Raw genomic sequence first — 26,301 nt, forward strand, 5'->3', positions numbered from 1 at the left:
GGCACTGGGTAAGATCGAGAGCACAACCACGGGAGTCCGGCGAGCCGGGCTGAGAGGGAGCGAATCGCGCTTCGACCGTCGAACCTGATCTGGGTCATGCCAGCGCAGGGAGGAGTCACTGATGAGTACATCCACGTCCGGATCCACCACCGGGTCCGCACCCGCATCGGCGTCCGCCGCCTCGGCCTCTCCGGGCCTCGGCCGCCCGGAGCTGTGGCGGTGGCGGGTCGTCGACATCGTCGTCGCCAGCGTCATCGCCGTCGCCTGCGCGCTGATCTTCCTGCTCTGGAACGTCGGGTACGAGGTGCCGAGCAGCATCCTGAAGCCCCTGCTCCCCGGAGTGCAGGGGCTCCTCGCGGGCCCCTGGCTGATCGCCGGCGTGCTCGGGGCACTGATCATCCGCAAGCCGGGTGCGGCGCTCTACACCGAGCTGGTGGCCGCGGTCATCTCGGCCCTCGTCGGCAATGCCTGGGGTCCGCTCACCATCGTGTCGGGCCTCGTGCAGGGTCTCGGAGCCGAGCTCGTCTTCCTCCTCTTCCTGTACGGGGTCTGGCGCCTCCCGGTCGCGATGCTGGCCGGCGCCGGGGCGGGACTCGCCTGCGGCATCAACGACCGCATCCTCTGGTACGCGGGGGCGGACACGCTCTTCACCACCGTCTACATCGTCTCGACCACCATCTCTGGCGCCGTGATCGCCGGGCTCGGAGCCTGGCTGATCGCCCGGGGTCTCGCGGCCACGGGCGCGCTCGGCCGGTTCGCCGCCGGTCGTGAGGTCACCGCACGGGTGTGAGCGCACCCACGACACCCGCCACCCTCGAAGCCCGTGGCTGGGGGTGGCGGTACGCCACGCGACTGCGGTGGGCCGTGCGCGCCGTCGACCTGCGTATCGAACCGGGGGAGCGGGTGCTGCTGCTCGGCTCCTCCGGTGCGGGCAAGTCCACCCTGCTCCAGGGCTTCGGCGGTGTGCTCGGCGGGGCCGACGAGGGCGAGACGCACGGCGCGCTGCTCGTCGACGGTCGTCCGGCGGCCGCAGAACGCGGCCGGGTGGGCATGGTGCTGCAGGACCCCGACTCGCAGACGATCCTCGCGCGGGTCGGTGACGACGTGGCTTTCGGGTGCGAGAACCTCGGCGTTCCCCGTCACGAGATCTGGACCCGTGTGCGGGCGGCGCTGGATGCCGTGCGGCTCGACGTCCCGATGGATCGCTCGACCTCGGCGCTCTCGGGCGGGCAGAAGCAGCGGCTCGCACTCGCCGGCGTGCTCGCGATGCGACCCGGCGCGATCCTGCTCGACGAGCCGACCGCCAATCTCGACCCCCAGGGAGTGCGTGACGTGCGGGATGCCGTGGCCGCGGCGCTCGAGGTCAGCGGCGCGACCCTCGTCGTGATCGAACACCGCATCGACGTCTGGCTGCCGCTGGTCACCCGGGTGATCGTGCTCGGCGCAGACCCCGACGGCACCGTCGTGCTCGCCGACGGCAGCCCGGACGAGGTGCTCGGGGCACGCGGCGCGGAGCTCGCGGCATCCGGGGTCTGGGTGCCGGGGCATCCGCCGATCGCGCCCCCCTCTCCCGCACACGACGCCGGGGAGCGCCTCCTCGAGGCCCGCGGCGTCACCGTCGCCCGGCAGCGCGGCCTGCCCGTCGCCGGTCCGCTCGACCTCGAGGTGCGCGCCGGCGAGGTGCTCGGGGTGACCGGTGCGAACGGCACGGGCAAGTCGACGCTCGGGCTGACCCTCGCAGGCCTGCTCCCGCCGGAGGGCGGCCGCGTCCGCGCTCTTCCCGCCCTGGCTGCAGGCGAGCGGGACGATCCCTTCCGATGGTCGTCGCGCGCGCTGCTCACCCGCATCGCGACCGTGATGCAGACTCCCGAGCATCAGCTGCTCGCGAAGACCGTGCGCGACGAGCTGGCGGTCGGCCCTCGGGCGCTGCGGATGCCGGAGCCCGAGATCACCGCGCGCGTCGACGAGCTGCTCGACCGTCTGCGACTCGCAGCGGTCGCCGGGGCGAATCCGTACACCCTCTCGGGGGGCGAGAAGCGGCGGCTGACCGTCGCCGCTGCGCTCGCCACCCGCCCACGGATGCTGGTCCTCGACGAGCCCACGTTCGGTCAGGACGCCACCACGTGGGCCGAACTCGTCGCGCTGATCGCCGATCTGCGGGATCAAGGCGCCGCTGTCGTCGCGATCAGCCACGATGAGGCCGTCCTCGAGGCCCTGCACGCCCGACGTCTCGAGGTCGTCCGGTGATCGACCCGCTGACCGCCCGCATCGAGCGGCCGGGACCCGTCGCTCCGCGCTCCGCGCTGGCGAAGCTCGCCGCCGCCCTGCTCATCGCGGTGCCGCTCGTGCTGACGATCGACGTCGTCTCGGCATCCGTCGCGCTGCTCCTGGAGATCCCGCTGCTGCTGCTCTCCGGCCTGCGTGCCCGAGAGTTCTGGATCCGCACCGCCGTGCTGTGGGTCGCGGCGCCCCTGAGCGCCGTCACCATCGCTCTGTACGGCGCGACGAGCGGCACGGTCCACTTCGAGTGGCTGGTCATGCGCGTCAGCGACGGATCGCTGGCGCTCGCCGCGGCGACCGCCGTGCGGGTGCTCGCGATCGGACTCCCCGCGGTGGTGCTCTTCGTCACCGTCGACCCCACCGATCTCGCCGACGACCTCGCGCAGCGCGTGAAGCTGCCCGCCCGTTTCGTGGTCGGAGCACTCGCCGGAATGCGGATGCTCGGGCTGCTCGCCGATGACTGGCGCGCGCTCGGGCTCGCGCGGCGCGCCCGCGGCGTGGCCGACGAGGGGCGCGTGCGCCGCGCGTTCGGCATGGCGTTCGCCCTGTTCGTGCTGGCCATCCGGCGCGGATCGTCTCTGGCGACGGCGATGGAGGCGCGCGGGTTCGGTGGCTCGACACCGAGATCCTGGGCCCGCGGGTCGAGGTGGGATCGGCGCGACACGCTGCTGGTGCTCCTCGCCGCCGTCATCCCGGCCGCCGCGATCGCGACGGCCGTGGCTACGGGGGCGTGGAACTTCATCCTCGGCCCGACCGCCTGATCCGCGACCGCCTGATCGGCGACCGCCCACCGATATTCAGCTTTCTCATAGCTGGAATGCCGATGTATTCGCTAGCATCGAGTGAACCCAAGGGGAGTACTCCACCACGGGCGGCTCGTCATTACGGATGTCCCTGCATCCCGGGTCCCCGGTCCTCGTTCGCGAGGATGGAGAAGACCTTGGCGTCGACATCGTCACGCCTACGTCTTCTGGAGACCTCTTGAACATCACGCCTCTCGTGTGGATCATCACGATCGCCGTCACGATCGCCTTCTTCGTGTACGAGTTCTTCGCCCACGTGCGAAAGCCCCATGAGCCCACCATCGGCGAGTCCGCCCGCTGGTCGGCGTTCTACATCGGCCTCGCACTGCTGTTCGGCGTCGGAATCGGCGCGGTGTCGGGCTGGACGTACGGCGGCGAGTACTTCGCCGGATACCTCACGGAGAAGGCGCTGTCGATCGACAACCTCTTCGTCTTCCTCATCGTGATGACCGGCTTCGCCGTGCCGCGCAAGTATCAGCAGAAGGTGCTGATGATCGGCATCGTCATCGCGCTGATCATGCGCGGTGGATTCATCGCGCTCGGCGCGGCTCTGATCGAGAACTACTCCTGGATCTTCTACCTCTTCGGCGCGCTGCTGCTGTTCCTCGCCTACCGCCAGGCCTTCGCCCACGGCGAGTCCGACCCGGCCAACGGCCGCTTCATGCGCCTCGTGCGCCGCATCCTGCCCGTGAGCAACGAGTACAACGGCGATCGCCTGACCGTCCAGCGCGACGGCAAGCGCTTCTTCACCCCGATGTTCCTCGTGATCATCGCGATCGGGTTCATCGACCTGATCTTCGCGGTCGACTCGATCCCCGCGATCTACGGCCTGACCGAAGAGGCGTACATCGTCTTCACGGCCAACGCCTTCGCCCTCATGGGTCTGCGTCAGCTGTACTTCCTCATCGGCGGTCTGCTGGAGCGCCTGGTGTACCTGGCGCAGGGTCTCGCGGTCATCCTCGCCTTCATCGGCGTCAAGCTCGTGCTGCACGCGATGCACGTCAACGAGCTGCCGTTCATCAACGGCGGCGAGCCGATGCTGTGGGCGCCCGAGATCCCCATCTGGTTCTCGCTCGTGTTCATCGGCGCGACCATCGCCGTGGCGACCGTCGCCAGCCTCATGAAGACGCGCCGCGACGACCGGATCGATGCGGCCGCGGCCTCGACCTCTGCACCCCTCACCACCGACACACAGAAGGAACACTCGTGAACCAGTCGCGCCGCTCCGACGCGTCCGCAGACCCTGACAGACCCGGTGCCCGAGTGACCTCGGGCACCCCCGCACCGCTCGAGGTGACCCGCTGATGGGCGATCTCGCGGTCAACATCGCCCTGGTGTTCGTGTTCGTCCTCGTCGGCGGAGTGTTCGCCGCGACGGAGATGGCACTCGTCACCCTGCGCGAGAGCCAGCTCAACGCGATCGCCGCTCGCGGCAAGCGCGGCGAGAAGGTCGCGGGCCTGGCGAGGAACCCGAACACCTTCCTCTCGGCGGTGCAGATCGGCGTGACCGTCGCCGGGTTCGCCTCTGCGGCGTACGGTGCGACCTCGATCGCCCCGTCGGTCGCGCCGCTGCTCGAGAATCTCGGCGTCGCGGCACCGCTGGCGCTGACGCTCGCGACAGTGCTGCTCACCCTCGTGATCGCGTACCTGTCTCTCGTGCTGGGCGAGCTCGTGCCCAAGCGCCTCGCCATCCAGCGCAACGCGCAGTTCGCCTACGCGGTCGCACCGGTGCTCGACGGCTTCGCCACGATCATGCGACCCGTCATCTGGCTGCTCTCGGTGTCGACGAACGCGGTCGTGCGCCTGCTGGGCGGCGACCCGAACAAGGCGGCGGACGAACTCAGCGACGAAGAGCTGCGCGACATCGTCGCGACGCACCAGAGCCTGCCCGACGAGGAGCGACGGATCCTCGACGACGTGCTGTCCCTGCGGGGACGCCAGGTGAGCGAGGTCATGCGGCCGCGGCCCGAGGTCGTCGCGCTCGACGGCGCCGCGCCCCTGGCCGAGGCGATCGCCCAGGTGCGGGAGCTGCCGTTCTCGCGGTACCCGGTGATCGACGCCTCGCTCGACGACATCGTCGGCTTCGTGCACGTGCGCGACCTGTTCGAGGCCGCGGCGGCCGATGCGGAGCGACCCGTGGTCGACCTCATGCGCCCGGTCGAGTACGTCCCGTCGACGGCCGGGGTGCTGCCGACGCTGACCCGCCTGCGGGCGTCGTCGCACCACATCGCGGTCGTCGTCGACGAGTATGGCGGAACCGACGGCATCGTGACCCTCGAAGACCTCGTCGAAGAGGTCGTCGGCGAGATCTTCGACGAGTACGACACCGAAGAGCGGATGCCGGCCGCCGGCGGCGCCCTCGACGGCCGCCTGAATCTGCAGGACTTCGCCGAGATCACCGGGATCGCTCTGCCCCGCGGGGCATCGGACACGGTCGCCGGGTTCGTCACCGAGATGCTCGGACGCCTCGCGGTGGTGGGCGACGCGGTCGAGGTGCCCGGTGCGACGATCCGCGTCACGGCCGTGGATCGTCGACGGATCTCGGAGATCCGCGTCGCGCTCCACGAGGGAGCGGATGCTCCGGTCGAACCCGCCGGCGGGAACTGACGCTCAGGTCTCGTTCCACAGCCTCCGGTAGTACTCCAGCCGCTCCCGATCGGGGGCGACGCCGTAGGCCTCGATGAGCGCATCGGCCCACCCCGGGCCGAAGTTCCACTCCGTGCTCATCGAGGCCGCGGCGAGGTCCGCCCAGCGATCGGCGACCCCGAGGGCTGCGAGGTCGACGTGCGCGAGCGGCCGACCGTCGTCGTCGAGCAGGGTGTTGGGCATGCACGCATCGCCGTGACACACCACCAGCAGGTCGATGCTCGGCGGCGTGCGCAGGTCGTCCGGCACGGCGACGCCGCGGTCGAGGGCGTTCGAGATCCGCCACTGCGGGCTCCAGTTCCAGGGGCAGTGCTCGACGGGCAGGGCGTCGTGCAGGCTCCGCAGCGCCCTCCCGACCGCGCGCACCGCCGTCGCGGGCTCGTCGGCCCAGCGGGGGTCGACGGCGCTGACGCCGGGCAGCGCCGCGGTGACCAGCCACTCGTGGGTGGCGTCCTGGCCCTGATCGAGGACCTCGGGCACCGTGATCCATCGGCGAGCCCAGCGCATGCGCGCGGCCTCGTCGCGCATGTTCGCCTCGGCATCGTGCGGACCCCACTTGATGTAGCTCCCGTCGTCGGTGCGGAAGGTCACGCCTCCGATGCCGTTCACCCAGACGGGGGCCAGTGCGGCCTCGCCGGCGAGGGTCCGCACGACGGCCGGGATCTCGACGGCCTGGCTCGGGATGCTCACGGTGCGGGTCCTCCTTCCGGTCGGTGGCGGCTGCACGACCATTCTCTCGTGCGGCCCTTCCGTCCGCCTCCCGCGGCGTAGGCTCGTGGTCGACGGGCCGCCCCGCGCGGACCGAGGCTCAGTCTGACACTCCGAATCAGCTAAGCTGACACTGAGTCGCACACGTTTCGAAGGAGAACCGCATGCAGATCCAGGGCTCGAGCGCTCTCATCACCGGCGGTGCGTCCGGTCTGGGCCTCGCCACCGCGCGCAGGCTCGCCGCCGCCGGCGCCGTCGTCACCGTCCTCGACCTGCCGTCGTCGCACGGCGCCGACATCGCCGCCGAGCTCGGCGGGGTGTTCGTCTCCGGCGACGTGACGAACGCGGACGACGCGGCCGCAGCCGCCGCCGCGGCACAGGCCGCCGCCCCGCTGCGCATCGTCGTGAACTGCGCCGGCATCGCGCCGCCCGCCAAGGTGCTGGACCGCGAGGGCAACCCCGCCGCGCTCGCCGACTTCGAGCGCGTCGTGCGCATCAACCTGGTCGGCACCTTCAACGTGCTGTCGCAGGCCGCGGCCGTCATGGCGAAGAACGACCCGACCGACGACGGCGACCGAGGCGTGATCGTGAACACGGCGAGCGTGGCGGCGTTCGACGGACAGATCGGGCAGCCCGCCTACTCCGCCTCCAAGGGCGGCGTGCATGCCATGACCCTGCCGGTCGCCCGTGAGCTCGCCCGCCACGGCATCCGCGTCTGCACGATCGCGCCCGGCATCATGGAGACCCCGATGCTGATGGGGCTGCCGCAGGCCGCCCAGGATTCGCTCGGCCAGCAGGTGCCGTTCCCCTCGCGACTCGGGCGTCCCGACGAGTACGCCGCCCTCGTGCAGCAGATCGCCGAGAACGGCTATCTCAACGGCGAGACCATCCGGCTCGACGGCGCCATCCGCATGGCACCGAAGTAGACCGCGACCCCCAGACCGCGACCCTCGCACCGCCGCCCACGCTCCAAGGAGACCGCATGTCCCTCGCAGGAAAGACCATCCTCATGTCCGGCGGCAGCCGTGGCATCGGCCTCGCGATCGCGCTGCGCGCCGCGGCCGACGGCGCCAACATCGCGATGCTCGCGAAGACCGACACCCCGCATCCCAAGCTCGAGGGCACCGTGCACAGCGCTGCCGAGCAGATCCGTGCGGCGGGCGGACGCGCGCTGCCCATCGTCGGCGATGTGCGCGACGATGACGACATCACCGAGGCCGTGCTGAAGACGCAGGGCGAGTTCGGCGGCATCGACATCGTCATCAACAACGCCAGCGTCATCGACCTCTCGCGCTCGCTCGACCTCGGCGCCAAGAAGTACGACCTGATGCAGGACGTCAACGTGCGCGGCACGTTCATGCTGTCGCGCGCGGCGATCCCGATCCTCAAGGATGCCGAGAACCCGCACATCCTGTCGCTGTCACCGCCCCTGAACCCCAGCCCGAAGTGGCTCGGAGCGCACACCGGATACACGCTCGCGAAGTTCGGGATGACGATGGTCACTCTCGGGCTCGCCGCGGAGTTCGCCCGCGACGGGATCGCCGCGAACACCCTGTGGCCGCGCACCACGATCGCGACGGCGGCGGTGCAGAACCTGCTCGGCGGCGACCGGGTGATGGCCGCGAGCCGCACCCCCGACATCTATGCGGACGCGGCATACGCCGTGCTGTGCAAGCCCGCCGCCGAGTACACCGGGCAGACGCTGATCGTCGAGGACGTGCTCGAGGCCGACGGCGTCACCGACTTCTCGGGCTATGCCGCGGTGGCCGGCACCCCGGACGCGCAGCTGTTCCCCGACATCTTCCTCGACTGACGCTCCGCCGGCACGTCCCGGGCGAGGGCGGGCGGGTCAGAAGAGCAGGTAGACGGCGCCGGCGATCGTCAGCGCGATCACGATGCGGTCGAACAGCACCTGGTCCATGCGCTTCGCCAGGCGGATGCCGCCGAGGGCGCCGATCACGACGAGCGGTGCGAGTACGGCGTCCATGAGGAGCACGTGCCCGTCGAAGAGTCCCAGTCCCGCGAGGAACGGGATCTTGACGAGGTTGATGATGGCGAAGAACCAGGCCGAGGTGCCCAGGAACACCTGCACCGGCGTGCGCGTCGCCAGAAAGTACATCGACAGGACGGGCCCGCCCGCGTTCGCGACCATCGTCGTGAAACCACCGAGCGTGCCGTAGACGCCGGAGAGCAGGATGCCGCCCGGGGCCGGTGCGACCGCATCCGCTCTGTGCTGCCGCCATCGCCGCCACAGGGTGACGGCGATCATCGCGAGCAGGATCACTCCGATCGCGCGCCGCACGATCCCATCGCCCGCGAGGGCCAGGAATGCGAACCCGGCCAGGAGTCCGGCGACCACGGCCGGGGCCAGGCGCAGCAGGGTGGGCCAGTGCGCATGCCGCCGATAGGTGATCAGGGCGAAGACGTCGCCCACGATCAGCAGCAGGAGCATCGCCGCGGTCGAGGTGCGTGCGGGCAGGACGGTCGCGAACAAAGCGATCGCCAGGATGCTGCCGCCAGGCAGCGCGGTCTTCGAGACGCCGATCGTGAGGGCCGCGACGCCGAGTGCCGCCCAGGCGAGGGGCTCGAGTCCGATCACCGTCGCGCGAGGGGACGTGCGGTCATGAGCGGTGCTGCTGCGGCCAGGACTCGACGATGTCCTTCGCGTCCTTCAGGCCGAACCCCGTCTGCTCGCGCACCACCTTGATCGCTCGGATCTTCTGATCGGACGCCACGAGGTGGTCGACCTCCGCGGCGATCGACGGGGGCAGCGCGCCGCGGACGGACGAGGGCGTCGGGGTGATCGACGATGCGGTCGCCGTGATGTTCGACGTCGCGGCGAGGTGCGGGGCCGTGGTGCTGATCGACCAGTGGTCGATCCGGTCCTTCGCCTCCTTCAGGGAGACTCCGGTGTGCTCCCGGAAGACCTTGATCGCGTGGATGCGCTTGTCGGCGGCGATGAGCCGGTCGATCTCGGCGGTCACCGTCGGCGTGAGATGAGACGGGGCCATCTGCGACGACGTGGCCGTCGCCGGCGAGGCGAAGCGGGAGGCGGTCGGCTGCGCGGTCGTCTGCTGCGGCGTGTAGACCTGCGCCTCTGGCAGCTTCGGGCGCATGGCGCGGAGTGCCAGGCCGAGCACCAGGGCCCCCAATCCGAGGAGGACGATGGTGCCGCCGACGATCAGGATGATGTCCATCCGCTCAGTCTAGGCAGCGACGCCCCCGCGCCCCAGGGCCTTCCCACCCGCCACCGCGTACCCTGGAGGTATGACCGAGACTCCCCGCACGCCCGAGACGCGCCCCGCCACGGCTCCCGCGTCGTCCCGTTCGGGGGCTGTCCGCTCCACCGGACCCGCCCAGGTGCGTCCGGCGACCGAGGGCTGGACCCAGCTGAAGGACGCCGAGGGGCGGCCGCTGCTGCAGTTCGCGAGTCCCAAGCGCGGCAAGCCGCCGGTGCACCTCGCCGATCTGACCCCTGCCGAGCGCATCGAGAAGGTCAAGGAGCTCGGCCTGCCCGGCTTCCGCGCGAAGCAGCTCTCGACCCACTACTTCCGCCACTACACGTCGGATGCGGCGGCGATGACCGATCTTCCGGCCGACACCCGCGAGCAGCTCGTCGCAGGCATGCTGCCGCCGCTGCTCACCGAGGTGCGCCGCCTCGAGACCGACCGCGGAGACACGATCAAGTTCCTCTGGCGTCTGCACGACGGCGCGCTCGTCGAGTCGGTGCTCATGCGGTACCCCGGCCGGATCACGCTGTGCGTGTCCTCGCAGGCGGGATGCGGCATGAACTGCCCGTTCTGCGCCACGGGGCAGGCGGGTCTGACCCGCAACATGTCGACCGCCGAGATCATCGAGCAGATCGTCCGCGCCAACCGTCTGATCGCCGAGGGCGGTCTCGGCGGCAAGACCCTTCGTCAGGCTCAGGGACCGGGGCAGACGCCGGAGCGCGTGTCGAACATCGTCTTCATGGGCATGGGGGAGCCGCTCGCCAACTACAAGCGGGTGATGGACGCGGTGCGTTCGATGGTCGCACCGCAGCCCGACGGCCTCGGCATGAGCGCACGCGGCATCACGGTCTCGACGGTGGGTCTCGTGCCCGCGATCAAGAAGCTCGCCGACGAGGGCATCCCGGTGACCTTCGCCCTCTCGCTGCACGCGCCCGACGATCATCTGCGCGACGAGCTCATTCCGGTGAACTCCCGCTGGAAGGTCGACGAGGCGCTGGATGCCGCTTACGACTACTACGCCAAGACCGGCCGTCGTGTCTCGATCGAGTACGCGCTGATCAAGGACATGAACGACCATGCCTGGCGTGCGGACCTGCTCGCCGACAAGCTCAATGAGCGTGGTCGCGGCTGGGTGCACGTCAACCCGATCCCGCTGAACCCGACGCCCGGATCGATCTGGACCTCTTCGGACAAGGACGTCACGGACGAATTCGTGCGCCGACTGAACGACGCAGGCATCCCGACCACCCTGCGCGACACCCGCGGCAAGGAGATCGACGGCGCATGCGGTCAGCTCGTCGCGACGACCGAAGACGAGGCCACCTCCGCCGCGATGGCCTGAGGCCCAGCGGCTCGGCTCCGATCGCGGAGGCCGTCCCGGCGACCGAGGTGCTCGGCGCGCGACAGCCATGACTCGATGCGTGCGGGGCTCGCGTCCTTGACCCCGAGCATCCGGGTGGTCCGAACGGAGCGGATGCCGCAGAACCGCAGCGTTCCTCGGGCGACGTGCGTCTGCGCCGGCAGTCCGGTGAACGGCGTGAGGAACCACGGAGTGTCCGCCAGCAGGAACAGCCGACCGTTCGCGGCGGTCAGCAGTCCCTCGGGCATCCCGAGCCTCGAGTAGCGGTACTCCTGCTGCGGCAGGAGTGCCCGATCGAAGAATCCCTTGAGCAGCGCGGGCACCGATCCCCACCAGAGCGGCGTGAAGACCACGACCGTCCGCGCCTCGGCCAGTGCGCGCTTGGCGTCGATCAGGTCGGGTTCGAGCGGCATGCGCTCGCGGTAGCCGAAGCGCAGCGACGGGTCGAAGTCGAGATCGCGCAGGGCGAGGATGCGGGCGTCGCCGTGGGCCGCGGCGTACCGCCGCGCGAGTTCTGCGGTGAGGGACCGGGCATCCGGGTGGCCGTCGATGATCAGTGCGGAAGACATGCGGACTCCTATGTTGACAGTGTCAAGCAGTGGTGGACACTGTCAAGATAAGCAACAATGTTGCTTGTGTCAAGTTCTCGATCCGGCTATCACCACGGCGACCTCGCCCACGCGCTCGAAGCGGCGGCGATGCAGCTGCTCGTCGACAGGCCGGCGCAGGAGATCAGCCTGCGCGAGGTCGCGCGCGCGGCGGGCGTGAGCCACAACGCGCCCTACCACCACTTCTCCGACCGCCGAGGTCTGCTCAAGGTGCTGGCCGAGCGGAGCATGGCCGATCTGGTCACGGCGGTGCGCACGTCGATCGAGGGCGCCTCCGACCCGGCCTCCGCCGCGGTCGAGGGCGGGGCCGCCTACATCCGCTTCGCCGTCGAGCACCCGCACGGCTTCGACGTGATCTACGACCCGACCGTGTGCATCCCCGGTGAGCCGAGCGAGACCATGGCGCCGCTGATCGCCGAGCTCGAAGAGCTGCTGTCGACCGCGTCCGCCGCCGCGGGCCTCGAGAGCGAGAGCGGCGTCACCGCCGTCTGGGGACTCGTGCACGGCCTCGGGACCCTGTGCGCCGCCGGGCACTTCTCCCTCGACGATGCGCTCGCCGCGAGTGCCGAGGCGCTCGCTCGCATGCTCTCCCGCTGACCTCCGCGCGCCCTCCCCGCTCGGGCCGCGCGCCCTCCCCGCGCCGGCCGCGCGCCCTCCCCGGGCCGGTGGAACAGCCCCGCAGAGGCGGAAACACAGGCTTCGTCCACGCTTTCCACAGGCGGCGTTTCGTAGATTATCGGAATGCCCTATTCTGCTCACCGTCCCGGACGGTTCGATTCCCAGGGTCGGATCATCCTCGACAGCGACCCGAACGCTGACACGGACGACCTCGACTTCCTGCGCGAGTACGAGCCGACCGGCGCCGATCTGCAGGAGCCGCGGCAGGCCGACCCGACCCCCGCGTCCGAGACTATGCAGGAGCAGGACGCCACGGCATCCGCTCGTCCGGTGCGTGAGCCGAAGCCACGCCGCCAGCCGCGCGAGCGCACTCCCCGCGTGCCCGGATCCCGCCTTCGTCAGCTGGCGATCCTCGGCGGAGCCGACGGCGAGATCCTCGATCGTGTGCCCGGCGAGACCCCGCGCTTCGTGCAGATGTTCTTCGTGCTCGCCGGGACCGCGCTGGTCTCGGCCATCTCGATGCTGTTCGCGCTGACCACCGGCGTGCAGGCCGCGATCTGGCTCGCCGCCCCGCTGGCGATCGTGTGGGCGCTGATCATCTTCAACCTCGACCGCTTCCTGACCTCGACCATGACCTCGACGAGGAACGTGTGGCGCCTCATCGGCCTCGCGATCCCGCGTGTGGTCATGGCGGCGATCATCGGTTTCGTCGTGGCCGAGCCGCTGGTGCTGCAGATCTTCCACAACGACATCGCCCGCGAGGTCGCCTCGACCAACATCACCCAGGCGCAGTCCGATCAGGACGCACTGGAGACCGGGCCCGAGCGCAAGGCGCTCGATGCCGCCTCCGACCGCGTCGCCGCGCTCGAGAACCAGGCGGCGACGGGGATCGTCGCCGGCACCGACTCGGCGTCCGCGAGCGAATCGGCCGCGCAGGGCACGGTCGACGACCTCACCGCCAAGATGACCGCCCAGCAGGGCGTCATCGACCAGGCGCGGGTGCTGTACCAGTGCGAGCTCACCGGCGAAGGCGCGGGCACGGTCCCCGGCTGCACCGGCGTCAACGGCGAAGGTGCGAGCTCGGATGCCGCGCAGGCGCAGCTCGCCGAGGCGCAGCAGACCTACGACGCGCTCGCCGCGCAGCTGCGCACCGCGAACGAGGAGCTGGCCGCGGCCGGCACCGCGGCCAAGGAGAACACCAGCACGTCGGAGACGCAGAACCGCGAGGAGGCGCAGTCGCAGCTGCCCGCCGCCCGTGACAGCTACGACACCGCGCTCGCCGCCTACAACGCGCGTGCCGAGTCGGTCGCCTCCGGCAACGCCGGCGCGATCGGGCTGCTCAGTCAGATCAGCGGGCTCAACAGGCTGAGCGAGAAGGAGCCCACGATCCTCTGGGCGCACATCCTGATCGCCGCGCTGTTCTTCATGATCGAGCTGCTTCCGGTGCTGGTGAAGGTGCTCACGTCGTACGGCGACCCCTCGCTCTACGAGAAGGCGGCCGCGATCCGCAAGCAGGTCGCGCTCGACCGGGTCACCGCCGAGGGCTTCCGCGACCGGGCGGCGATCGTGACCGAGCAGTCGCAGGGCATGACGGCGGATGCCGCGACCGGCGAGCCGCAGACCCGCGCCGAGCGCAGGGAGGCGACGCAGGCCGTCGACGCGCGCGCCGAGGCGCGGGAGCGCGAGCTCTCCGAGAAGCGCGCGCAGGCCCAGACGCTCGCCGAGCAGGAGCAGCTGGTCGAGCCCCGCGTCTGAGACGCGGGGGAAGGGCGCAGCTCTGAGACCGGTCACGGAGATCCGGGCCCGATGTCTGCGACGGCGGGTAGCGTTGTCCCATGGTCAACTATCGCTATCTCGGCAACAGCGGTCTCAAGGTCTCTGAGATCACCTACGGCAACTGGGTCACGCACGCCTCGCAGGTCGGCGACGACGCCGCCGTGAAGACGGTGCACGCGGCCCTCGAGGCCGGCATCACCACGTTCGACACCGCAGACACGTACGCCAACACGGCGGCCGAGGTCGTGCTCGGCAAGGCTCTCGAGGGCCAGCGCCGCGACGGTCTCGAGATCTTCACGAAGGTCTACTTCCCGACCGGTCCGAAGGGACCCAACGACACCGGTCTGAGCCGCAAGCACATCCTGCGCTCGATCGACGGCTCGCTCGAGCGCCTCGGCACCGACTACGTCGATCTGTACCAGGCGCACCGCTTCGACTACGAGACGCCGCTGGAGGAGACCTTCCAGGCGTTCGCCGACGTCGTCCGTCAGGGCAAGGCCCTCTACATCGGCGTCTCCGAGTGGACGGCGGAGCAGCTCCGCGAGGGGCACGCTCTCGCGACGCAGCTCGGCATCCAGCTCATCTCGAACCAGCCCCAGTACTCCATGCTCTGGCGCGTGATCGAGGGCAAGGTCGTGCCGGCCTCCGAGGAGCTCGGCATCTCGCAGATCGTCTGGTCGCCGATGGCGCAGGGCGTGCTCAGCGGCAAGTACCTGCCCGGCCAGCCGGTTCCCGACGGCTCGCGTGCGACCGACACGAACAGCGGCGCCGACTTCATCAAGAGCTTCCTGCAGGACGAAATCCTCACCGCCGTGCAGCGCCTGAAGCCGATCGCCGACGAAGCGGGTCTGTCGATGCCGCAGCTCGCGATCGCCTGGGTGCTGCAGAATCCCAACGTCGCCGCCGCGCTCGTGGGGGCATCGCGCCCAGAGCAGCTCGCCCAGACCGTCAAGGCCTCGGGCGTGACGCTCGACGCCGACACGCTCGCCGCGATCGACACGGCGCTCGGCGACGCGGTCACCAGCGACCCCGAGCACACCTACTCGACCTCGCCCAAGACGCGCCTGGTCTGAGACCGGTCTGCTCTGAGGCCCGCGTGGTCTGAGAGCGCACACGACGAAGGCCGTCGCCCCTCGGGGCGGCGGCCTTCGTCGTGTCGCGCGGGTTACTCCTTCACCGCGCCGGCGGTCAGGCCCTGCACGATCCAGCGGCTCGCGAGCGCGAACATCGCCATGGTCGGCAGGATCGTCAGCACGGCGGCGGCCGACATGGAGCCCCAGTCGATGTTGAACGTCGAGATGAAGCCGTTCAGCGCCGAGGGCACCGTGCGGTTCGCGTCCGTGTTCATCAGCACGACCGACAGGAACAGCTCGTTCCAGCAGTTGACGAAGTTGAAGATGAACGCGGCGATGATGCCGGGGGTCATGACCGGCACCAGCACCCGGAACAGCGCGCCGAAGCGCGAGCATCCGTCGATCATCGCCGCCTCTTCGAGCGCGTCGGGGACGTTCTCGAAGAAGCCGCGCAGCATCACGGTGGAGAACGGGATGCAGATCGCGATGTAGACGAGGATCAGGCCGGGCTTCGTGTCGACGAGGCCGAGGTCGGTCATCATCGAGTAGAGCGGTCCGAGCGCGATGAAGGCGGGGATCATCTGCGTGAGCAGGAACGCCACGAGAACCGTGCCCTTGCCGCGGAACTCGAAACGCGCGATCACGTAGGCGCTCAGCAGGGCGATCAGCGTGGCCACGGCCCCCGCGATGATCGCGACGAGCGCCGAGTTGCCCAGGAACGTCGCGAACGCGCTCTGCTGGAAGAGCGTGACGTAGTTGTCGAACGACGGCTCGCTGGGCCAGTACTCGATCGGGAACCGGTTGATGGTGCCCGGGGACTTGATCGAGGTCAGCGCGATCCAGTAGAGCGGGAACAGTGTGATCACGAGCCAGAGGCCGAGCCCCACCACGCGGACCACGCCGCCGGGGGTGATCCGCCGCTTCGGCTTCGGCCGCGGGGCCTTCGCGAGATCGGGGACGGTGAGACGCCGGGTCTCGGTGACCGTGGTACCGGTGATGGTCATCGCTGGACCCTCCGCATCGCCATCAGGTAGAACGCGCAGAACACGAACAGGAACGCGACGACGATGAGTCCGATGGCGCTCGCGATGCCGTAGTTGCCCTGCTGGGTGTAGTTGATCATCCACGTCGTGATGATGTGCGTCTGGTTCGCCGGCCCGCCGTTCGTCATCGCGTAGATGATGTCGGGGAAGTTGAAGATCCAGATGATGCGCAGCAGGATCGTGAGCAGCAGCGTCATCGAGATGTACGGGATGATGATCGAGAACAGCTGTCGGGCCTTGCCCGCGCCGTCGAGGCTCGCCGCCTCGAGCATCTCATCGGGCACGGACTGCAGGGCCGCGAGGATCATGATCGCGAAGAACGTCACGCCGTACCAGACGTTGGCCGCGATCACCGCGAACATCGCCAGCTTCGGATCCGCGAGCCACGGAAGCGGCGCCTCGATGAGTCCCGCCTTCATCAGCAGGTCGTTCACGACACCGAACTCGGCGTTGAACATCCAGCGGAACAGCATGCCGATCAGGAAGCCCGACACCGCCCACGGGAAGAACACGAGCGCCTGGTAGAGACCGCGGAAGCGGAAGCGCTTGCGCAGTGCGAGTGCGATCAGGAACCCGATCACGAGCTGCGGCACGAGCGACCCGACGACCCACAGCACCGAGTTCCACGCGACGATGGGGAAGGCCGGGTCCTGGAAGACGGTGACGAAGTTGTCGAAGCCCACCCAGGGGGTGGAGGTGAGATCCCACAGGTTCCAGTCGTGGAAGGCCATGCGTGCGCCCTGCAGCATCGGCCAGTAGGTGAACCAGCACACGAACACGATCGCCGGGGCCATGAAGGCCAGCAGCGTCAGCGCGTGGCGGCCACGGAAGGGGCGGCGCCGGCGGGATGCCGGGGAGGCCCCGCCGGCGGTGCCGACGGAGCCCCCTTCGAGTGCGGTCCGGGTCACGGATCAGCCCTTTTCCGCTGCGTACTTCTCGGTCCAGAACGTGTCCCACGATTCGAGCAGCTCGCTGGTGGACATGTTGCCCAGCAGCACGTTCTGCACGTCCTGATCGGACTTCTGGATCCACTCGGTCCACCAGCTGACACCGCGCGGCTGGCGCACGTTGACGTAGGTGTCGGGGTCCTCGGTCATGGTGACGTAGCTGGTCCACGGTCCGGTCGAGTAGAACTCGTCATCGGCCGCCTCCGAGATGATCGGCACGAGGCTGTTGGCCTGCGCGAACTCGGTGGCGGGCTCGGTCGACGAGAGGAACTCGACGAGCTTGACCGCGGCATCCTGGTGCTCGCTCTTCTCGGCGACACCCCATCCGGCGACGGCGAGCGGCTGCGCGGCCTTGCCCGAGGGGCCGACGAGGAGCGGTGCGGTGTCCCACTGGTCCTCGGTCAGCGACGAGTCCTGCACGGTCGCGATGACCTCGGGGTCCTGCAGCAGGAACGCGGTGGTGCCGTTGGTGAAACCGGCGACCATCTCGGGGTAGCCCCACGAGACGGCGGACGGCGGCGACGCCTTCTCGAACAGCGCGAAGTAGTCGTCGACAGCATCCTGCGCCTCGGGGGCGGCGAAGATCGTCGACCCGTCTTCCAGCAGGAAGGCGTCGTCGACGTCGAGGTCGTCGATCGTGTAGGCCTCGATCGCCGCGACCACGTTGCTGTTGGCGTTCGCTCCGCCGCGGAACGCGTAGCCGTAGATGTTGTTCGACGGGTCCTGGATGGCGCTGGCCTGCTCGAGCAGATCCTTCCAGCTGTGCGGCGGGCCGTCGAAGCCGGCGTCCTTCACCAGGTCGGTGCGGTAGAAGAGCGAAAGGCCGTAGAAGCCGTACGGCACGAAGTAGCTCTTGCCGTCGGCCGCGACGGACGCCGCCTGCGCGTTGTCGGTCAGCGCGTCCCAGCCGTCCCACTTCTCGAGGTCGCCCGAGATGTCGTGCAGCCAGCCGTTGTTCGCGAACGGGCCGACGGTGATGTCGCGGACCTCGAGCACGTCGACGCCCTTGCCGGACTGCAGCATCTGCTGGATCTTCTGGTCGGCCTGCTCGGTGGGCGGCGAGACGAGGTTGACCTTGATCTTCGGGTTGTCCGCCTCGAACTCGTCGAGCAGGCCGCGGATCAGGTCGGTGCGGGCGGGGTTGGTCAGGCTCTCGACCATCTGCAGGGTGACGGTGCCGTCGGCGGATTCGCCGCCGCTGCCGCCGGAACAGCCGGTGAGCGCGAGCACGGCGACGGTGCCGAATCCGGCGGCCGTCAAGATTCTGTTCTTCTTCACGAGGTGCCTCTCGATTGGTGGTTGTGGTGTGTCGGGTGAGGGATGGAGCGGGTCAGGAGACGACGATCGCGTCGGCGGTGCGGATGCCGGCGCGGCGCAGGATCTGCGGGATGCAGCGTTCGACGAAGGCCTCGAAGTCCGACGCCTCGCTGTACAGGTGCGCAGACAGGCGGAAGTAGCCGATGCCGCGGAAGCTCGTGAACGCCGTCTCGACGCCGGTCGCGTCGAGCAGGTCCATCCGCAGCGCGTCGGCCTCTTCGCGGGTGGAGCCGAGTCCGAGGGGCAGGCGCACGAGGCGCATCGACGGCACGGGAGAGGGCAGCGGGGTGAGCGGGTCGTCGTCGCCGTAGGGTCGCAGGCCCTCGGCGATGATCTCGGCGCCGGCATCCGCCATCTGCGCCATCACCCGCCGTGTGTTCGCCCAGCCGAACTCGGTCTCGATGAAGTCGATCGAGGCGGGAGTCGCGAGATAGGTCGTGGCGTCGATCGTGCCCTGAGTGTCGAAGCGCTCGGGATACGGCTCGTTCGCGGCCCAGGAGTCGATCAGCGGCCAAAGGTCGTCGCGGTCGGGCGCGGTGGTGACGAGCAGAGCCGAACCGCGCGGTGCGCAGGGCCACTTGTGCAGGTTGCCGAACCACCAGTCGCCCCCTGCGACGGCCGCCGCGTCGGCGACGAGGCCGGGGGCGTGCGCTCCGTCGACCAGTGTGCGGATGCCGCGCTCGGCGACCAGGTCGGCGATGCGGCGGGTGGGAAGCATGCGGGCGGTGGGCGAGGTGATCTGGTCGATGACGATCAGGCGGGTGCTCGGGGTCAGTGCGTCGGCGAAACGCTGCACGACCTCATCGTCGGAGGCGAGCAGCGGCAGCTCGACCGCGCGCACGGATGCTCCGAAGCGGCGGGCCAGGCGCTGCGCGCCCATCGTGATCGCGCCGTAGCCCTGGTCGGTGACGAGGATCTCGTCGCCCGCGCTCAGCTGCAGGGCGTTGTAGACGACGGTGGCGGCCGCGGAGGCGTTGGGCACGAAGGCGCTGTCCTCGGCGCGGGCGCCCACGAAGGGCGCGGTGCGCTCGCGGGCGGCCTGCACCCGCTCGGCGATGCGCGGAAACCACTCGACCGGGCTGAGGTCGGCGCGGCGACGCAGAGCATCCTGCTGCGCGACGACCGCGGTGGGCACGGCGCCGAACGAGCCGTGGTTGAGGTGGATGACGTCGGGGTCGAGGGGCCACGCGTCACGGGCTCGCAGGCCGGAGTTCAGCGTGAGCGGTGCGGGGAAAACTGGTGCGGGCATCGGTCCTCGTCGGTGCATCGGGGGGAGTTGTTGCACAACTTTGCCACAGAGGTTCCGAAATGACCATGAAAAGGTGAAGATGAAACATAGTCGTCATACGAATTTGACGAGGCCGGTATGTCCGACAGACTCTCAGAGGAATCGGGCGGTGTCAGGAGGATGTCGATGAGCGCTCTGGATACTGCTCTGCACGGACTGCGCGCGCTGATCGCGGACGGAGCGCTGCGACCCGGTGATCGGCTGCCCAGCGAGGGTGAGCTCTGCGAGCGGCTCGGCGTCTCTCGCGGGTCGCTGCGCGAGGGCATCCGCATGCTGGCCGCACTCGGCGTGCTCGAGACCCGTCACGGATCGGGCAGCTATGTGAGCGAGCTTCGCGCCGCCGACCTCATCGGCAGCCTCTCGCTCACCGTCGGGCTGCTGCCGATGGAGGGAGTGCTCGAACTGACCGAGCTGCGTCGGGTGCTCGAACCGCATGCCGCCGCGCTCGCGGCAGCTCGCATCGATGCGGCGACGGTGGAGGAACTCGGACGCCTGCTCGACGAGATCGAGGCCGGCACGGACTTCGAAGACCACTCGCGCCTCGATCATGCGTTCCACATGACGATCTCGAAGATCGCCGGCAACGACGCTCTCACGAGCCTCATCGACGTGCTGCGCTCACGCTCGCGGGCCTATCGGATTCCCGATGCGGCGGACGCCGCCGAACTCAAACTGCACTCCGACGCGGGGCACCGCGCGATCCTTCGTGGACTCGCGGCGGCAGACCCGGTCGCGGCATCGGCTGCGGCATCCGCGCACGTCGCCCAGACCGAGTACTGGGTGCGCCGGTACACCGACGTGAGTCTGATCGAACCCACGTCGGCGCCGGCATCCGACTGACCCGCGCGTCCCGGCTGTGCCTAACCGTGCCGATGGGCGGATCGACCGGAGCCTCAGGCGAGGGTGATGTCGACCTGGATCTCGGTCGCGATGCGCTCGAGGTCACGACGCAGCGCGTCGAGGTCGACAGAGGCGGGAACCCGCGCGATCACGGATGCCTCGAACAGGCGCCCGCCGGCCATCGCGGCATCCCGGGTCTCGGTGGCCAGCTCTTCGATGCTGAGCTCATGCGCGCTCAGCACGTTCGAGATCTCGCGGACGATCCCCGAGCGGTCGTTGCCGAGCACGCGGATCTCGAGCACTTCCGCCTCGGCGTCCGTCGCGGGTGAGCCGGCGAGCACCGCGAGGGTGAGCAGCCCCTGGCCCTGCAGCTCGCGTAGTGCGCTCTGCAGCCCGTCCGAGTGTTCCGGAGCGACCGAGACCTCGATCACGCCCGCGAAGGTTCCGGCGAGCTCGGCCAACGAGCTGTTCTCCCAGTTGCCGCGGTGGGCGTCGACGACATCGGCGACGGCGGCGACGAGACCGGGGCGGTCAGCACCCGCGACAGTGAGGATGAGAGTAGTCATGCGGCCAGCGTAGCTGTTCGCAATTCAGCACCCAGTGGTCTCATCCCGGGCGCTCGGGTGATCAGGTGGCAGAACGAGGGTATCCGTGCTGAATTGTGAACGAGCGGGTCAGCCGCACCGAGGGCGGCCGCTGAACTCGAGTCCGAGCGCGCGCATCTAGGGTGGGCGGATGAGGCGAAGACATCGAACTCGCGCTCGCCCACACGAAAGACGACAGGCTGAAAGGGTCGCTCCTGGTCAGCGACGACTTGCGCATCCCTCCCTGGACATCACGCCTGGTCGTTGGCGGGTTCCAGTGCGGCGACCGCGTCCAGTGCTCCGCGCACCGCGGGGATCGGCTCGCTGTGGTCGCCGTTTCGGGCGTGGATGACGCAGCTCGCGACGAACGCGGAGATCACGCCGTCGTTGGAGATGATCCATGGGCCGACGAGGATGAAAGGGTCGGTGCCTGATGTCGCTACGCCGGAAAGGCTGAAGTCCCCGTAGGTGTGGTGCGTGAATGTCACGGTCACCAGATCGCCATGTCGGACGTCGCCGGGGGATTGCTCTGCTCCCTCGCCGACATGCCCCAGCTCGGCAGGAACGGCCCTCAGCTCCGATGCGGGTTGGCGGGTGACGCTGGAGGTTCCACCGGTGGGGACCGTCTTGCGGGGGCCGCCGAGCACCTGGTCGGCGATCGCGATGTCTCCGGCGAGAGATTGGCGTGACTCACCGCGCACCGCGTAGAGCCCGTACCGAGCGGATCCGAAGACCGCGCTCAGCTGCTCGCCGATCTCCACGGATCCGAGGAACATCTTCATGCCTGCGACGTCACGCCGAGCAGGGGTAAGGGATGCCATGCGGCCAGCCTATCGAGACGGCCGGAGCGCGCCGCGACGGGCATGGTGAATCGCGCACGGGCAGGGGCGGACTCGGGACCCGAAGAAAGGGATCAGTCGACCCAGACCCCGGTCTCGAGGAGGTGGTCGAGACGGGCGCGGTGCGGGGCGAGGTCCCAGCCCTGCTCGGCGACCCAGTCGTCGTTGAAATACGTGCCGGCGTAGCGGATGCCGCTGTCGCAGATCAGTGTGACTATGCTGCCGGTCTCGCCCGCCGCGCGCATGCGCGCGATCAGCTGGAACGCCCCGTACAGGTTGGTGCCGGTCGAGCCTCCGGCGAGGTGCAGGGTGCGCTCGCGCAGCATCCGGATCGCGGCGATCGATCCGGCATCGGGCACCTGGATCATCTCGTCGATCACGGTCGGCACGAACGAGGCCTCGACGCGTGGGCGACCGATGCCCTCGATGCGGCTGGGGCGCCCGACGGGCGGATCGATCGTGCCCGCCCAGCCGTCGTAGAACGCCGAGCCCTCGGGGTCGACGACGGCGATCTGCGTCTCGTGGCGGCGGAACTTGACGTAGCGCCCGAAGGTCGCGCTCGTGCCGCCGGTGCCCGCGCCCACCACGATCCAGCGGGGGATCGGATGCCGCTCCTGCGCCAGCTGGCTGAACACGCTCTCGGCGATGTTGTTGTTGCCGCGCCAGTCGGTGGCGCGTTCGGCGAACGTGAACTGGTCGAGGTAGTGGCCGTGGCACTCGGACGCCAGGCGCTGCGCCTCGGGCGACATGTCCTCGGCGCGGTCGACGAAATGGCAGCGTCCGCCGTAGAACTCGATGAGGTCGATTTTCTCCTGGCTCGTCGAGCGCGGCACGACCGTCACGAAGGGCAGCCCGAGCATCCGGGCGAAGTACGCCTCGGAGACGGCGGTTGATCCGCTCGAGGACTCGACGAGCGTGGAGTTCTCGTCGATGCGGCCGTTCACGAGTCCGTACAGGATGAGTGAGCGCGCCAGGCGGTGCTTGAGCGACCCCGTGGGGTGCACCGACTCGTCTTTCAGGTAGAGATCGATGCCCCACTCCGGCGGCAACGGGAACAGGTGCAGATGGGTGTCGGCGCTGCGGTTGGCGTCGGCCTCCAGCAGGGCGATCGCAGTGCTGGTCCAGTCGCTCATCCTTCGAGCGTAACGGTCGCCTACTTCGGCGTGAACCCGCCCTCGCCCGTCTCGCCGTCGTACGTGAAGATCTGGTCCTCCAGCGTGATCTTGATGTCGTCGCCGAGCGGCTGCTGAGCGAGAAGACGCTCCTCGAGCATCGTCATCCGCTCCTCGTACTCCTGCGCCTGCGCCGCGTCGACACCCCAGATCGTCGCGACCTTCATGTCGGTGAGGAAGAAGAGGAAGGCCGCGACCGCGGTGCGGTTGAAGTCGTTGTCGGGAATGCTCTGCCAGAGCGCGCCGCTGTCGCGGAGGCGCTTGTACTCGTCCATCTTGGCGTCGAGGATGTCGGCGATCTCGGCACCGGCCCCGGCATCCGGGCCGCTGGGAGGCTCGCTGATCGATGTGGGGAGCGGCGCGGTCGACGGATCGGTCCTCGTCGCGGTGAGGGAACCCAGCAGCACGGCGACCGCGATGATGCCGACGATCAGCACCGCTCCGATCGAACCGAACACGATCCCGATCGCGCGGCCGGACGTCCGCGCCGGGGCGGGCGCGCCGATGCCGGGGTAGGCGGCAGTCGGGTAGATCCCGGGCTGCGAGACCGCGCCGAACTGCGAGGCCGTGCCGGGCTGCCCCGCTGAGCCGGGCTGCCCCGTCGATGCGTAGGGCGGAAGCTGCGGGGGCGGCGGAGGACCGTATCCACCGGGGGAGGCCGCCGGCGGAGCGCCCGGTGCAGGAGAGGCGGGCCCGCTCAGCGGCGGAGCGAGCGGTACGACGTGCGGCGCCGTCTCGGACGTGCCGGGAATGGCGGGCGGCGGAGGGATGACAGGGTCGGCGCGCGGATCGGGCTCGTGCGGATCGACCATCGTGCTCCCCCTCCGTCGGCGACACCGGCTCGGCGCGCTCTCGCCCCCAGGCTAGCGGCCTCGGATCAGTGCCGGATCAGTGCCCGGATCACCGCTCAGATCACCGTGCCGGCTCGCGAGGTGCCGCCGTCGCCGTCGATGTGCAGCAGTGAGGCCTGCGACTGCTCCTGCTGCAGCTGGAACTCGAAACGCGAGCGATCGCCGCGGTGATACGCGACGAAGTACTCGATCGGGATGCCGTCGGACGCCCGGCTCACGCTGCGCAGCCGCAGGAGGGCGGAGCCGGCGCTCACGCCCAGATGCTGTGCCTGGTCATGGGTCGCGACGGTGGCCTCGGCCGAGCGCACCCCGCTCGTCGCGACGATGCCGTTGTCGGCGAGGAGGCGGTAGAGGGACGCCTCGGAGAGATCGACGCCGAGGGTGACGTGGCCGACCGTTTCCGGCATCCAGGTCGTGGAGAGCGACCACGGCTCGCCGTCGACGTGGCGCAGCCGCTCGAGCGCCACGACGGGTGCGCCGGGCTCGAGGTCGAGGGCGGCGGCGATCTCGTCGTCGGCGACGGCGGGCTCGTGGCGCAGCACATCGCTGTGCACATGTCCGCCGCGTCGCTCGACGTCGTCGTAGAGACCGATCAGGGTGTGCACGAGGCTCTCACTGGTGCGGGGGCGGGACACGAACGTGCCCTTGCCCTTGACGCGTTCGACGAGCCCCTCGTGCTCGAGCTGCGCCAGGGCCTGCCGCACCACGGTGCGGGAGATGCCGTAGCGCTCGCAGAGCCGGTGCTCTCCCGGCAGCGGATCGCCCGGCTGCAGGCCGTCGCGCGAGATGCCCTCGACGATGAGCTGGCGCAGCTGGTCGTACATGGGCGCCGCCGAATGGCGGTCGATCGCATCATCCATGTCAGTACGCGACGCCCGCATGCAGGATCACGTTGGCATAGGGGGTGAACTCGCCCGAGCGCACGAACGCCCGCGCGGAGTGGGTGAGCGCCTTGAACTCGACGTGCGGGACCATGGCGATCTCGAAGTCCTGGCCGGCGAACCTCTCGCGCAGCGCCGCCAGGATCTCGGGGCTCTTCTCGGCGACCTCCTCCGAGACGGTCGCGCCCTCGACGACGAGCTCGGCGAGCACCGTGTCGAGCACGTCGAGGAACGCGGGGGCGCCCGGGCGGTAGGCCAGATCGATGCGCTCGGATCCCGGAGGGATGGGCAGCCCCGCATCGGTCACGACCAGCAGATCGGTGTGCCCGGTCTCGCTGATGACTCGGGAGAGGGCGGGGTTGATGGTCGTCGCTGTCTTTCGCATGATGTCTCCTCGTGCGGGATCGGACGGATGTCGGGGCCGGAGGGCGGATGCGGTCAGAGGGCGTCGCGGGCCGCGAGGAAGGCGTCGACCTCGGCGCGCAGCGGCAGGCTCGGCGACGCGCCCTGCTTGGTGACGGCGAGCGCTCCGGCCGCGGTGGCCAGACGCACGGCATCGGTCAGCTCCCACCCGTTGGCGAGCGCGGCGCCGAGGTATCCGGCATACGCATCGCCGGCCGCGGTCGTGTCGACCGCCTCGACGGGGAAGGGCGGGACGACGAAGGCGGCGTCCGCCGTGACGACGCACGACCCCTGCCCCGCGAGGGTGATCACGGCCGCGCCGACACCCCGGTCGAGGAACCAGCGGCCCGCGAGCTCGGCACTGGTCGCGTCGACGACCTCGATGCCGCTGAGCACCGAGGCCTCGGTCTCGTTCGGGGTGACGATGTCGATGTTCGCCCACACCGAGTCGTCGAGCGGGGCGGCGGGGGCCGGATCGAGGATGACCGTCATGCCGTGCTCCCGTGCACGGGCGGTGATGTGCGCGGTGAGCGCCGAGGGCGTCTCGAGCTGGGTGAGCAGCACCGAGGTCGTGGGCGCCAGGGCGGCCAGCGCCGAATCGATCTGTTCGGTGCTGAGGGCCGCGTTGGCGAGCGGGACCATGACGATGTCGTTCTGCGCCGACGCGTCGACGCGGATGTGCGCGACGCCCGTCGGACCGGGCACGGTGCGCAGATGGGCCAGATCGACGCCCGCCTCGCTGAGACCGTCGACGACGAGGTCGTGGAAGAGGTCGTCGCCCACGCATCCGACGAAGCTCGTGCGAGCCCCCGAGCGTCCGGCCGCGACGGCCTGGTTCGCGCCCTTGCCGCCGAGCATGAGCGTGAACTCGTCACCGAGGATGGTCTCTCCCCGTGCCGGAAGGCGGGTCGAGAAGGTCGTCACGTCTGCGGTCACACTGCCGACGATGACGACGCCGGTGCGATCGGGCGAGGTGGCGGCTGTCATGGCACTCCTGATCGTCGTCGATGCGGGGTGCTTTGACATCCTCCGCGGC

Annotated in this window: 27 protein-coding genes and 1 riboswitch; of the genes, 12 read left to right on the forward strand and 15 right to left on the reverse strand. The window is 69.7% G+C overall.

The window, feature by feature from the left end; all coding sequences use genetic code 11:
• Nucleotides 1-18: 18 nt before the first annotated feature.
• A riboswitch (TPP riboswitch) is annotated at nt 19-128 on the forward strand.
• The 5 genes from ASD43_RS06725 (at nt 122) to ASD43_RS06745 (ending at nt 5,689) form a co-directional block, all read left to right on the forward strand.
• Nucleotides 122-790 carry an ECF transporter S component gene (locus tag ASD43_RS06725; RefSeq protein WP_056415164.1) on the forward strand — a complete coding sequence of 223 codons (669 nt, stop codon included), beginning with the start codon at nt 122-124 and terminating at the stop codon, nt 788-790. It overlaps the preceding riboswitch by 7 nt.
• Entirely contained in the window at nt 787-2,247 is a 1,461-nt protein-coding gene (locus ASD43_RS06730) for an ABC transporter ATP-binding protein (RefSeq protein WP_235564057.1), read from the forward strand. Before ASD43_RS06725 ends, ASD43_RS06730 begins: the two co-directional genes overlap by 4 nt.
• Nucleotides 2,244-3,041: an energy-coupling factor transporter transmembrane component T family protein gene (locus ASD43_RS06735; protein ID WP_056415167.1), complete on the forward strand. Its 798-nt coding sequence runs from the start codon at nt 2,244-2,246 to the stop codon at nt 3,039-3,041. The genes ASD43_RS06730 and ASD43_RS06735 overlap by 4 nt, the downstream gene beginning before the upstream one ends.
• A gap of 220 nt (nt 3,042-3,261) precedes the next feature.
• Nucleotides 3,262-4,293, forward strand: coding sequence for a TerC family protein (locus ASD43_RS06740; RefSeq protein ID WP_056415170.1), 1,032 nt, complete (start codon nt 3,262-3,264; stop codon nt 4,291-4,293).
• A gap of 94 nt (nt 4,294-4,387) precedes the next feature.
• On the forward strand, nt 4,388-5,689 hold the full coding sequence (locus tag ASD43_RS06745) for a hemolysin family protein (RefSeq protein WP_056415172.1): 1,302 nt from the start codon (nt 4,388-4,390) through the stop codon (nt 5,687-5,689).
• A 3-nt stretch (nt 5,690-5,692) separates the two neighbouring features.
• On the opposite strand, the gene ASD43_RS06750 is transcribed toward ASD43_RS06745, so the two are convergent.
• On the reverse strand, nt 5,693-6,418 hold the full coding sequence (locus tag ASD43_RS06750; RefSeq protein ID WP_056415176.1) for an aminoglycoside 3'-phosphotransferase: 726 nt from the start codon (nt 6,416-6,418) through the stop codon (nt 5,693-5,695).
• Nucleotides 6,419-6,600: 182 nt separating this feature from the next.
• Between ASD43_RS06750 and ASD43_RS06755 the strand changes: the two genes are divergently transcribed.
• Together ASD43_RS06755 and ASD43_RS06760 are read left to right on the forward strand one after the other, a co-directional pair.
• Nucleotides 6,601-7,362, forward strand: coding sequence for an SDR family NAD(P)-dependent oxidoreductase (locus ASD43_RS06755; protein ID WP_056415179.1), 762 nt, complete (start codon nt 6,601-6,603; stop codon nt 7,360-7,362).
• 56 nt (nt 7,363-7,418) lie between these two features.
• Nucleotides 7,419-8,249 carry an SDR family oxidoreductase gene (locus ASD43_RS06760; protein WP_056415183.1) on the forward strand — a complete coding sequence of 277 codons (831 nt, stop codon included), beginning with the start codon at nt 7,419-7,421 and terminating at the stop codon, nt 8,247-8,249.
• Nucleotides 8,250-8,285: 36 nt separating this feature from the next.
• Here the strand turns inward: ASD43_RS06760 and ASD43_RS06765 are convergent, their stop codons facing one another.
• Nucleotides 8,286-9,035 (reverse strand): sulfite exporter TauE/SafE family protein, encoded by a 750-nt coding sequence (locus ASD43_RS06765; protein ID WP_056415185.1) that lies wholly within the window; start codon nt 9,033-9,035, stop codon nt 8,286-8,288.
• A gap of 22 nt (nt 9,036-9,057) precedes the next feature.
• Nucleotides 9,058-9,633 carry a ribosomal protein L7/L12 gene (locus ASD43_RS17520; protein ID WP_056415187.1) on the reverse strand — a complete coding sequence of 192 codons (576 nt, stop codon included), beginning with the start codon at nt 9,631-9,633 and terminating at the stop codon, nt 9,058-9,060.
• Nucleotides 9,634-9,703: 70 nt separating this feature from the next.
• On the opposite strand from ASD43_RS17520, the gene rlmN reads away from it, so the two are divergent.
• Entirely contained in the window at nt 9,704-11,008 is a 1,305-nt protein-coding gene (rlmN, locus tag ASD43_RS06775; RefSeq protein WP_188042288.1) for a 23S rRNA (adenine(2503)-C(2))-methyltransferase RlmN, read from the forward strand.
• Here rlmN and ASD43_RS06780 read toward each other — a convergent pair.
• The gene (locus tag ASD43_RS06780; RefSeq protein ID WP_056415193.1) at nt 10,957-11,595 is read right to left on the reverse strand and encodes an NAD(P)H-dependent oxidoreductase; all 639 of its coding nucleotides are present in this window, start codon (nt 11,593-11,595) and stop codon (nt 10,957-10,959) included. The two genes, rlmN and ASD43_RS06780, sit on opposite strands and share 52 nt — an antisense overlap.
• 66 nt (nt 11,596-11,661) lie before the next feature.
• Here ASD43_RS06780 and ASD43_RS06785 point away from each other — a divergent pair, with 66 nt between their 5' ends.
• The 3 genes from ASD43_RS06785 to ASD43_RS06795 all read left to right on the forward strand — a co-directional run bounded on the left by ASD43_RS06785 (nt 11,662) and on the right by ASD43_RS06795 (nt 15,101).
• Nucleotides 11,662-12,231 carry a TetR/AcrR family transcriptional regulator gene (locus tag ASD43_RS06785; protein WP_056415196.1) on the forward strand — a complete coding sequence of 190 codons (570 nt, stop codon included), beginning with the start codon at nt 11,662-11,664 and terminating at the stop codon, nt 12,229-12,231.
• A 144-nt stretch (nt 12,232-12,375) separates the two neighbouring features.
• Complete coding sequence (locus ASD43_RS06790) at nt 12,376-14,007, forward strand: DUF4407 domain-containing protein (protein WP_056415200.1); 1,632 nt, start codon at nt 12,376-12,378, stop codon at nt 14,005-14,007.
• Nucleotides 14,008-14,087: 80 nt separating this feature from the next.
• Nucleotides 14,088-15,101, forward strand: coding sequence for an aldo/keto reductase family protein (locus ASD43_RS06795; RefSeq protein ID WP_056415203.1), 1,014 nt, complete (start codon nt 14,088-14,090; stop codon nt 15,099-15,101).
• A gap of 92 nt (nt 15,102-15,193) precedes the next feature.
• Here the strand turns inward: ASD43_RS06795 and ASD43_RS06800 are convergent, their stop codons facing one another.
• The 4 genes from ASD43_RS06800 to ASD43_RS06815 are packed head-to-tail and all read right to left on the reverse strand — an operon-like array spanning nt 15,194 to nt 19,657.
• Nucleotides 15,194-16,105 (reverse strand): carbohydrate ABC transporter permease, encoded by a 912-nt coding sequence (locus ASD43_RS06800; protein WP_200946574.1) that lies wholly within the window; start codon nt 16,103-16,105, stop codon nt 15,194-15,196.
• Complete coding sequence (locus tag ASD43_RS06805) at nt 16,102-17,052, reverse strand: carbohydrate ABC transporter permease (RefSeq protein WP_045253334.1); 951 nt, start codon at nt 17,050-17,052, stop codon at nt 16,102-16,104. Before ASD43_RS06805 ends, ASD43_RS06800 begins: the two co-directional genes overlap by 4 nt.
• Before the next feature lie 3 nt (nt 17,053-17,055).
• Nucleotides 17,056-18,369, reverse strand: coding sequence for an ABC transporter substrate-binding protein (locus tag ASD43_RS06810; protein ID WP_082539298.1), 1,314 nt, complete (start codon nt 18,367-18,369; stop codon nt 17,056-17,058).
• Nucleotides 18,370-18,421: 52 nt separating this feature from the next.
• On the reverse strand, nt 18,422-19,657 hold the full coding sequence (locus tag ASD43_RS06815) for an aminotransferase class V-fold PLP-dependent enzyme (RefSeq protein ID WP_056415206.1): 1,236 nt from the start codon (nt 19,655-19,657) through the stop codon (nt 18,422-18,424).
• Between the two features lie 165 nt (nt 19,658-19,822).
• Between ASD43_RS06815 and ASD43_RS06820 the strand changes: the two genes are divergently transcribed.
• On the forward strand, nt 19,823-20,536 hold the full coding sequence (locus ASD43_RS06820) for a FadR/GntR family transcriptional regulator (protein WP_056419277.1): 714 nt from the start codon (nt 19,823-19,825) through the stop codon (nt 20,534-20,536).
• A 53-nt stretch (nt 20,537-20,589) separates the two neighbouring features.
• On the opposite strand, the gene ASD43_RS06825 is transcribed toward ASD43_RS06820, so the two are convergent.
• The 7 genes from ASD43_RS06825 to ASD43_RS06855 all read right to left on the reverse strand — a co-directional run bounded on the left by ASD43_RS06825 (nt 20,590) and on the right by ASD43_RS06855 (nt 26,252).
• On the reverse strand, nt 20,590-21,102 hold the full coding sequence (locus ASD43_RS06825) for a glycine cleavage system protein R (RefSeq protein ID WP_056415209.1): 513 nt from the start codon (nt 21,100-21,102) through the stop codon (nt 20,590-20,592).
• 269 nt (nt 21,103-21,371) lie between these two features.
• Nucleotides 21,372-21,941: a hypothetical protein gene (locus ASD43_RS06830; protein ID WP_157550878.1), complete on the reverse strand. Its 570-nt coding sequence runs from the start codon at nt 21,939-21,941 to the stop codon at nt 21,372-21,374.
• Between the two features lie 92 nt (nt 21,942-22,033).
• The gene (locus ASD43_RS06835) at nt 22,034-23,092 is read right to left on the reverse strand and encodes a PLP-dependent cysteine synthase family protein (protein WP_056415216.1); all 1,059 of its coding nucleotides are present in this window, start codon (nt 23,090-23,092) and stop codon (nt 22,034-22,036) included.
• A 20-nt stretch (nt 23,093-23,112) separates the two neighbouring features.
• Nucleotides 23,113-23,943 carry a hypothetical protein gene (locus ASD43_RS06840; protein WP_056415219.1) on the reverse strand — a complete coding sequence of 277 codons (831 nt, stop codon included), beginning with the start codon at nt 23,941-23,943 and terminating at the stop codon, nt 23,113-23,115.
• Nucleotides 23,944-24,038: 95 nt separating this feature from the next.
• Nucleotides 24,039-24,842, reverse strand: coding sequence for a GntR family transcriptional regulator (locus ASD43_RS06845; protein WP_056415222.1), 804 nt, complete (start codon nt 24,840-24,842; stop codon nt 24,039-24,041).
• A gap of 1 nt (nt 24,843) precedes the next feature.
• A complete protein-coding gene (gene rbsD, locus ASD43_RS06850; protein WP_056415226.1) occupies nt 24,844-25,248 on the reverse strand; it encodes a D-ribose pyranase in 405 nt (134 codons plus the stop codon).
• A gap of 53 nt (nt 25,249-25,301) precedes the next feature.
• Nucleotides 25,302-26,252, reverse strand: a complete 951-nt coding sequence (locus ASD43_RS06855; RefSeq protein ID WP_056415229.1) for a ribokinase — start codon at nt 26,250-26,252, stop codon at nt 25,302-25,304.
• Nucleotides 26,253-26,301 lie beyond the last annotated feature (49 nt).

It is taken from the genome of Microbacterium sp. Root553 (assembly GCF_001426995.1).
GTDB lineage: Bacteria > Actinomycetota > Actinomycetes > Actinomycetales > Microbacteriaceae > Microbacterium.

Coding starts and splice junctions, on each gene's coding strand:
- ASD43_RS06755 (WP_056415179.1), top strand. CDS start 6,601: ATGCAGATCCAGGGCTCGAGCGCTCTCATCACCGGCGGTGCGTCCGGT.
- ASD43_RS06815 (WP_056415206.1), bottom strand. CDS start 19,657: ATGCCCGCACCAGTTTTCCCCGCACCGCTCACGCTGAACTCCGGCCTG.
- rlmN (WP_188042288.1), top strand. CDS start 9,704: ATGACCGAGACTCCCCGCACGCCCGAGACGCGCCCCGCCACGGCTCCC.
- ASD43_RS06760 (WP_056415183.1), top strand. CDS start 7,419: ATGTCCCTCGCAGGAAAGACCATCCTCATGTCCGGCGGCAGCCGTGGC.
- ASD43_RS17520 (WP_056415187.1), bottom strand. CDS start 9,633: ATGGACATCATCCTGATCGTCGGCGGCACCATCGTCCTCCTCGGATTG.
- ASD43_RS06830 (WP_157550878.1), bottom strand. CDS start 21,941: ATGGCATCCCTTACCCCTGCTCGGCGTGACGTCGCAGGCATGAAGATG.
- ASD43_RS06790 (WP_056415200.1), top strand. CDS start 12,376: ATGCCCTATTCTGCTCACCGTCCCGGACGGTTCGATTCCCAGGGTCGG.
- ASD43_RS06845 (WP_056415222.1), bottom strand. CDS start 24,842: ATGGATGATGCGATCGACCGCCATTCGGCGGCGCCCATGTACGACCAG.
- ASD43_RS06835 (WP_056415216.1), bottom strand. CDS start 23,092: ATGAGCGACTGGACCAGCACTGCGATCGCCCTGCTGGAGGCCGACGCC.
- ASD43_RS06825 (WP_056415209.1), bottom strand. CDS start 21,102: ATGACTACTCTCATCCTCACTGTCGCGGGTGCTGACCGCCCCGGTCTC.
- ASD43_RS06855 (WP_056415229.1), bottom strand. CDS start 26,252: ATGACAGCCGCCACCTCGCCCGATCGCACCGGCGTCGTCATCGTCGGC.
- ASD43_RS06795 (WP_056415203.1), top strand. CDS start 14,088: ATGGTCAACTATCGCTATCTCGGCAACAGCGGTCTCAAGGTCTCTGAG.
- rbsD (WP_056415226.1), bottom strand. CDS start 25,248: ATGCGAAAGACAGCGACGACCATCAACCCCGCCCTCTCCCGAGTCATC.
- ASD43_RS06840 (WP_056415219.1), bottom strand. CDS start 23,943: ATGGTCGATCCGCACGAGCCCGATCCGCGCGCCGACCCTGTCATCCCT.
- ASD43_RS06820 (WP_056419277.1), top strand. CDS start 19,823: ATGAGCGCTCTGGATACTGCTCTGCACGGACTGCGCGCGCTGATCGCG.
- ASD43_RS06745 (WP_056415172.1), top strand. CDS start 4,388: ATGGGCGATCTCGCGGTCAACATCGCCCTGGTGTTCGTGTTCGTCCTC.
- ASD43_RS06780 (WP_056415193.1), bottom strand. CDS start 11,595: ATGTCTTCCGCACTGATCATCGACGGCCACCCGGATGCCCGGTCCCTC.
- ASD43_RS06800 (WP_200946574.1), bottom strand. CDS start 16,105: ATGACCATCACCGGTACCACGGTCACCGAGACCCGGCGTCTCACCGTC.
- ASD43_RS06725 (WP_056415164.1), top strand. CDS start 122: ATGAGTACATCCACGTCCGGATCCACCACCGGGTCCGCACCCGCATCG.